Origin of the sequence: Pseudomonas sp. FSL R10-0056 (assembly GCF_009600105.1) — a bacterium.
Classification (GTDB): Bacteria; Pseudomonadota; Gammaproteobacteria; order Pseudomonadales; family Pseudomonadaceae; genus Aquipseudomonas; species Aquipseudomonas bubulae.
Genome location: NZ_WIWL01000207.1, coordinates 22511 through 29548, shown reverse-complemented (window position 1 = coordinate 29548; position 7038 = coordinate 22511). Strand labels below are relative to the sequence as shown.

Annotated in this window: 6 protein-coding genes; all 6 read left to right on the top strand. The window is 62.0% G+C overall.

Going from position 1 to position 7038, the window contains the following annotated elements; translation table 11 throughout:
• Positions 1-1031 (top strand): FAD-binding protein (locus tag GHO42_RS19750; RefSeq protein ID WP_153384174.1); only part of this gene is annotated, 1031 nt, incomplete at its 5' end.
• Complete coding sequence (locus GHO42_RS19745; RefSeq protein ID WP_095000076.1) at positions 1028-1789, top strand: SDR family oxidoreductase; 762 nt, start codon at positions 1028-1030, stop codon at positions 1787-1789. The genes GHO42_RS19750 and GHO42_RS19745, both read left to right, overlap by 4 nt.
• A 1-nt stretch (position 1790) precedes the next feature.
• Entirely contained in the window at positions 1791-2822 is a 1032-nt protein-coding gene (locus GHO42_RS19740) for a ferredoxin--NADP reductase (RefSeq protein ID WP_095038883.1), read from the top strand.
• Positions 2823-2841: 19 nt separating this feature from the next.
• Positions 2842-4428, top strand: a complete 1587-nt coding sequence (locus tag GHO42_RS19735) for a FadD3 family acyl-CoA ligase (protein WP_153328528.1) — start codon at positions 2842-2844, stop codon at positions 4426-4428.
• A 269-nt stretch (positions 4429-4697) separates the two neighbouring features.
• Entirely contained in the window at positions 4698-5798 is a 1101-nt protein-coding gene (locus tag GHO42_RS19730) for a polyamine ABC transporter substrate-binding protein (protein ID WP_095000079.1), read from the top strand.
• A gap of 88 nt (positions 5799-5886) precedes the next feature.
• Complete coding sequence (locus GHO42_RS19725) at positions 5887-6987, top strand: P1 family peptidase (RefSeq protein WP_153328530.1); 1101 nt, start codon at positions 5887-5889, stop codon at positions 6985-6987.
• Positions 6988-7038: the final 51 nt, after the last annotated feature.

Genomic DNA, 7038 nt, shown 5'->3' with positions numbered 1-7038 from the left:
GCCGCGAAGCGCGCTTGCATGCACGCCTGGCGGCACGGGCCGAGCGCCTGCAAAACTTCGCCCCCGGTTACTGCGACCGCCTGCGCCTCAAAGTCAGCCAGTTGGAGCGTGACCATGGCCAGCCGTTGCTGATCCGGGCGCGCCGCGCGGTTATCCTCAGCACCGGGGGCTTTATCTTCAATCGCGGGCTGATTCGCGATCATGCGCCCAACTTCAGGCGCAATTTCAAGGTGGGCGCTACCGGTTGCGATGGCAGCGGTCTGCTGCTGGGGCAGTCGGTGGGGGCCCGAAGCGAGCGGTTGAGCCGGGTGTCGGCCTGGCGCTTTATCAACCCGCCGCACTGCTGGCCCAAGGGCATTGTGGTCAACAGCAATGGCCAGCGTTTTTGCAACGAAGAAGTCTACGGCGCCACCCTTGGCCAGCCGCTGTGCGATGAGCAGGGCGGGCAGGCGTGGCTGGTGCTGGATGCGCGCTTGCGCAAACAGGCAATCCGTCAGGCGCTGTTCGGTGGCTATTGGTGGTTCCAGAGCCTGCCGGCACTGGCCTTGATGCTGCTCAAGGTGCGCAAGGGTGACAACCCGGACCGGTTGGCCAGCGTTTGCGGCATGCAGGCGGGGGAGCTGAGTGGTGCCCTGCGCGCTTACAACGCCGGTGCCCGGGGCGATGCCCCGGATGCCTTTGGCAAGTCTGAAGGCAGCCGCCAGGTGTTGGATAAGGGGCCGTTTTACGCTTGCGATATCAGCGTCGGTAACCCGATCTTTCCTTTGGGCGCCCTGACCCTGGGCGGGCTTAAAGTTGATGAAAGCAACGGCGCTGTACTCGATACCGATGGCCAGCCGATTGCCGGCCTGTTCAGCGCCGGGCGCACCGCCATCGGTGTGGCGTCGCACCTGTACATCAGCGGCTTGTCCCTGGCCGACTGCGTGTTTTCGGGGCGGCGTGCCGGCCTTGCCGCCTCAGGCAGGAACGAGCCTGGCACAACAATCGCGAGCAGGCTCGCTCCCACAGACAGTGCAAGGGTGACCTTATGAGCGCACGTGTTGCAGGCAAGGTGGCGTTGATTACCGGTGGGGCCAGTGGCGTGGGCAGGGCAACGGCGCTGCTGCTCGCCCGTGAAGGTGCCCGTGTGGTGATCAGCGATATCGATGTGGCGGGTGGCCTGGCCCTGGCTGAAGAGATCGGTGCGCAAGCATTGTTTATTGAGCATGACGCGGGCAGCGAAGCAGATTGGACGCGGGTGATCGACACCGTTCGCGAGCACCACGGGCGGCTGGATATCCTGTTCAACAACGCCGGGATCCTGCTCAAGGGCGATATTGAAAATACCGCCTATAGTGATTGGCAACGGGTGCAGCGCATCAACTCCGACAGTGTCTTCCTGGGTTGTCGCGCCGCCATAAGCCTGATGAAGGAAAGCGAGGGCGGCTCCATTATCAACATGTCTTCGATTGCGGCGGTGGCCGGACGCGATGATTACGTTGCCTACAGCGCCTCCAAAGGCGCCGTCGCCGCCCTGTCGCGTACCGTGGCGGTGTTGTGCCGTCGGCGCAAATACCGCATTCGCTGCAATTCCCTGCACCCTGACGGCATCCTCACACCGATGACCACCGCGGGCTTGCCCGCCGGGCTCGACCCGTGGAGCCTGACCATCGATGCCGACCCCATGGGACGCATGTGCCTGCCCGAAGATGTCGCCGCCAGCGTGCTGTTTTTGGCCAGTGACGAGTCCCGCGCTATCAGTGGTATCGAGCTGCGGATCGACAGCGGCCAGTTTGTGATGAGTATCTGATATGAGCCAACCGGCGTATTTCTCCCTGCGCGTAGCGCAAATTGTGACTGAAACCGCGGACTCCCGTTCCCTGGTGTTCGATGTCCCTGCGGCCTTGCGTGAGCAGTTCACCTATAAGTCAGGGCAGTTTCTGACCCTGCGCGTGCCCTTTGAAGGCGGCTGGTTGCCGCGCTGTTATTCGCTCTCCAGCACCCCGCTGGAGGACGAGCCCCTGCGCGTCACCATCAAGCAAGTACGTGACGGTCGTGCCTCCAACTGGCTGTGTGAGCAGTTGCGTGAGGGCGACCAGCTGGAAGTGCTGGCGCCGGCCGGGGTATTTGTACCGCGGCATTTTGACAATGACTTTGTGCTGTTTGGCGGTGGCAGCGGGGTCACACCGGTGCTGTCGATCCTGCGATCGGCGCTGATTGCCGGCACAGGCCGGATCCTGCTGATTTACGCCAATCGCGATGAAGCGTCGGTGATCTTTGCCGCCGAGCTTAAAGCCCTGGCCAGCGCCTACCCGCAACGATTGCAAGTGATCCACTGGCTGGACTCGGTCCAGGGCATACCGGCGGTGGCACAACTGGCGCAGATGGCACAGCCTTTTGTGCATGCCCAGGCTTATATCTGTGGCCCCGGCCCGTTTATGGATGCGGCCGTCAGCGCCTTGCACGACATCGGCATGGAGCACGGGCACATCCACGTCGAGCGTTTTGTCTCGCTGCCGGAAGAGGGCAGTGTGGCCGCTCCGGCACCGGTCAACACCGATGTGATCGGCAGCCAGCTGTCGGTGCGCCTGGACGGGGAGGAGTACGAAGTGCCCTGTGCCGAAGGCGAAACCCTGCTCAATGCCATGCATCGCGCCGGCCTGAAACCGCCCAGCTCCTGCCTGGTGGGTTCCTGCGCGACCTGCATGTGTACGGTTGAGCGCGGCAGTGTCGAAATGCTGCGCAATGATGCCCTGGACCCACAAGAACTCAATGACGGCTGGGTGCTGGCGTGCCAATCGGTGCCCAGCAGCGAACAGCTGCGCGTGTGTTTTCCCGAATAACCTGCCAGACGAGTGACCGATGACTTCCAGCCTGCAACAGAGCCTGCCGCGCTCGATCCCGCAACTGCTGTTCAACGCCTCGGTGCAGCATGCCGGGCGCACGGCCATTGAAGAGCATGGCCAATGCATCGACTACAGCGAACTGCCGCGCCTGGCCCTGGGCGTAACCCGCAGCCTGATGGCTCAGGGCATTGGCAAGGGCGACCGGGTAGCGATCTGGGCACCCAACGGCCGGGACTGGATCATTGCCGCGCTGGGCATTCATTGCGCGGGGGCGGTCATGGTGCCGATCAACACCCGGATGAAAGGCCCTGAAGCGGCCGATATCTTGCTGCGCAGCGGCAGCCGTCTGCTGTTTGTGCAGCCGAGTTTTCTGGGCACCGATTACCTGGCTTTGCTCGCGCCCTATCGACCGGCCAGCCTCAAGTGCCTGGTGTTGCTGGGCGAAACCCCGGCGGCCAGTTCCGCCGGCCTGGACTGGGACGGCTTTGTGGCCCTGGGCGCGGCCACCAGCGAATCTGCCGCGCTGTTGCGTGCAGCCAGCGTGAACAGCGATGACCTCAGCGATCTGCTGTTTACCTCCGGTACCACCGGCAAGCCCAAGGGCGTGATGAGCGCCCATGGTCAAACGATTCGGGCCTTTAGCGAATACGTGTCGGTGATCGGTTTACAGGCCGGTGACCGTTATCTGGTGATCAACCCGTTTTTTCATGCCTTTGGCTACAAGGCGGGGTGGCTGACCTGCCTGCTGGCGGGGGCGACCATCCTGCCGCACCCGGTGTTCGACGCCGAAGCGGTGTTCCAGCGCATTGCCGCAGAGCGCATCACCGTGTTGCCGGGGCCGCCGACCCTGTACCTGTCGATGCTGGCCCATCCCAAGCTGGCGGAAACCGACCTGTCGAGCCTGCGCATTGCCGTGACCGGCGCGGCGACGGTGCCGCCGATCCTGATCGAGCGCATGCGCAGCGAACTGGGCTTTGCGGTGGTGACCACGGCCTATGGCCTGACCGAATGCGGCGGCTTGGCCACTATTTGCGACCCTGCTGACTCGGCGACGATCATCGCCAGCACCAGTGGCCGGGCGATTCCGGGCACCGAGGTGAGCATCCGTGACCCGCAAAACCGGTCTTTACCGGCGGGCAGCACGGGGGAGATCTGCCTGCGCGGTTTTCATGTGATGCAGGGCTACTTTGAAGACCCGCAGGCCACCGCTGAAACCATCGACAGTGAAGGCTGGTTGCACACCGGGGATATAGGCCAGCAGGATGCCGCGGGCAATCTGCGTATCACCGACCGGCTTAAAGACATGTTTATCGTCGGTGGTTTCAACTGTTACCCGGCTGAGATAGAAGCCGGTCTGATGGAGCATCCGGGCATTGCCCAGGTGGCGGTAATCGGTATACCCGACGCGCGTATGGGCGAGGTAGGGTGTGCGTGCGTGGTGTTGCGTCATGGTGTGCAACTGGATGAGGCAGGATTGATCCAGTGGGCGCGTGAACATATGGCCAATTACAAGGTACCGCGTGTGGTGCGCTTCCATGACGCGCTGCCGGTGAATGCGTCGAACAAGGTGGCGAAGAATGAGTTGCGGGCGGGATTCATGTAACGGGCCACCTGTGCGCTCGCCCTCACTCTGGCCTCCAGGGCCGGGGTGAGGGGGGCTTTTCCGGACATAGAACCGGACATCGACAATGGCCATAACTGTCCCCTTTTGGCCTGCCTCCCTCTGTGATCGTGCCGGGCTCTCGGCAAGAATCAACCCCGTCACTCTATAACAACAAACCACTTCGTCCTTGCCCTTGGCCTTTTGCAGGCCGCTGCCGTGTACAGAACATAACAACGATCGATCTCACGCCGAATCCGGGGAACTGAGCCATGGACACTCTGAAACGCTTGATGAGCGCCACTGTTTGTGGGCTGACGCTGCTGGCCAGTGCCGTACAGGCCGAACAGCGCGAGCTGCGGGTGTATAACTGGGCGGACTATATCCTGCCGTCCGTGCCCAAGGACTTCGCCAGACAGACCGGCATCAAGGTCACCTGGGACTCCTTCGACACCAACGAAGCCCTGGAAGCCAAACTCCTCACCGGCAACTCGGGCTATGACCTGGTGGTGCCGTCCAACCAGTTCCTCGATACCCAGATCAAGGCCGGGGTATTCCAGAAGCTGGACAAGAGCAAGCTGCCCAACTGGCAGCACCAGGATCCGGCGCTGCTCAAGCTGCTGGACACCAATGACCCTGGCAATCAGTACGCTGTGCCCTACATGTACGGCACGGTGCTGATCGGTTTCAACCCGGCCAAGGTCAAGGCTGCGCTGGGTGAGGATGCGCCGGTGGACAGCTGGGACCTGGTGTTCAAACCCGAAAACATGGCCAAACTCAAATCCTGCGGCGTGGCGATGCTCGATTCACCTTCGGAAATCCTGCCCTTGGCCCTGCACTATCTAGGGCTGGACCCCAACAGCCAGAACCCCGCCGATTATGAAAAAGCCAAGGCGCTGATGCTCAAGGTCCGCCCCTACGTGACCTACTTCAACTCGGCCAAGTACATGACGGATATCGCCAATGGTGACATCTGCGTGGCCATTGGTTATTCCGGCAGCTTCTATCAGTTCGGCAACCGCGCCAAAGAATCGGGCAACGGCGTGGTGGTGGACTGGCGCTTGCCCAAGGAGGGCGCACCGATCTGGTTTGACACCTTCGCCATCCCTAAAAGTGCAAAAAATGTCGAAGAGGCCCACGAATTTCTCAACCACCTGCTGGAGCCCAAGGTCATTGCCGGGATCAGTGATTTTCTGGGTTACCCCAATGCCAACAAGGACTCGCTGGCACTGATCAACAAGGACATCACCGGTAACCCCAATCTGACCCCGACCAGCGAGGCGCTCAAGTCGCTGTATGTGGTGCAACCGTTGCCGCAAAAAATGGAGCGCGTGCGCACCCGGGTGTGGACCAGCATCAAGTCGGACAAGTAACCCCTCGGAGGTAGTGCATGGGGGTTATCGTCAAGTGCCGGCCAGGTTCTTACACTGGCTGCACTTAATCGAACGACGAGAAAGCACCATGCGTATCCGTGAGCTTGGCATCACCATCGGTTCGGGCACCCCGGGGGCGTACAACGCCCTCACCGACGTACCGGGTGTGCGAGTGGGTCATCACACCCTCAACGTTGAAAACGGCGATGTTTCCATCCATTCCGGTGTCACCGTGATTGAGCCGCGTGCGGGAGCCACCCACCTGCAACCCTGCTTCGCCGGCGTGCATGTGCTCAATGGCAACGGCGACGCCACGGGGCTGGAGTGGATTCGCGAAGCCGGTTTGCTGACTTCGCCGATTGCCTATACCAATACCCACAGTGTTGGCGTGGTGCGCGATGCGCTGGTGGCAGCCGAGCGTGAGCTGGGCAAGCAGCACACCTACTGGTGCATGCCCGTGGTGCTGGAAACCTACGACGGCACGCTGAACGATATCTGGGGCCAGCATGTCACGGCCGAGCATGTGCAACTTGCCCTGCAGGATGCCAGGACAGGCCCTGTGCAGGAGGGCAATGTGGGCGGTGGCACAGGGATGATCTGTCACGAGTTCAAGGGTGGCATTGGCACTTCCTCGCGAGTATTGAGCCCGGAGCAGGGGGGCTGGACCGTCGGTGCGCTGGTGCAAGCCAACTATGGTGTACGCGAAGCCTTGCGGGTGGGGGGTTACCCGGTGGGTACCGTGCTGGATGACGTACCGTCCCCGTTTAAGAGCGAGAAAAATGTGGGCGTGCCGGGCATGGGTTCGATCGTGATAACCATCGCTACCGATGCGCCGCTGTTGCCACACCAGTGTACCCGTCTGGCGCAGCGTGCCAGTGTCGGGCTGGCGCGAGTGGGGGGCGGCACTGAAGACTCCAGCGGCGATATTTTTATTGCCTTTGCGGTGGGCAACAGCAATTTGCCGGCGGCTAACTTCGGCCATCCGGGTGAGCCGACCACGGCATTGCAGATGGTCAACAACGATTACATCTCGGCGCTGTTTGTGGCGGCTGCGGATGCGGTAGAGGAGGCGATACTCAATGCCATGCTCGGTGCGGATGACCTGAGCGGATGTGGCAATACCGTGCTGGCGCTCAAGCCCGAGCGGTTGCTGGCAGCGTTGCAGCAGGTGGGCTGGAAAGCCTCCTGAGGGCTGCCTCAACCTTGCGTAGCAGCTGCCGTAGGAACGAGGCTGCGTTCC

Excerpts from the sequence above, each read along its gene's own strand:
- GHO42_RS19745 (WP_095000076.1), top strand. The coding sequence starts at position 1,028 with ATGAGCGCACGTGTTGCAGGCAAGGTGGCGTTGATTACCGGTGGGGCC.
- GHO42_RS19735 (WP_153328528.1), top strand. The coding sequence starts at position 2,842 with ATGACTTCCAGCCTGCAACAGAGCCTGCCGCGCTCGATCCCGCAACTG.
- GHO42_RS19725 (WP_153328530.1), top strand. The coding sequence starts at position 5,887 with ATGCGTATCCGTGAGCTTGGCATCACCATCGGTTCGGGCACCCCGGGG.
- GHO42_RS19740 (WP_095038883.1), top strand. The coding sequence starts at position 1,791 with ATGAGCCAACCGGCGTATTTCTCCCTGCGCGTAGCGCAAATTGTGACT.
- GHO42_RS19730 (WP_095000079.1), top strand. The coding sequence starts at position 4,698 with ATGGACACTCTGAAACGCTTGATGAGCGCCACTGTTTGTGGGCTGACG.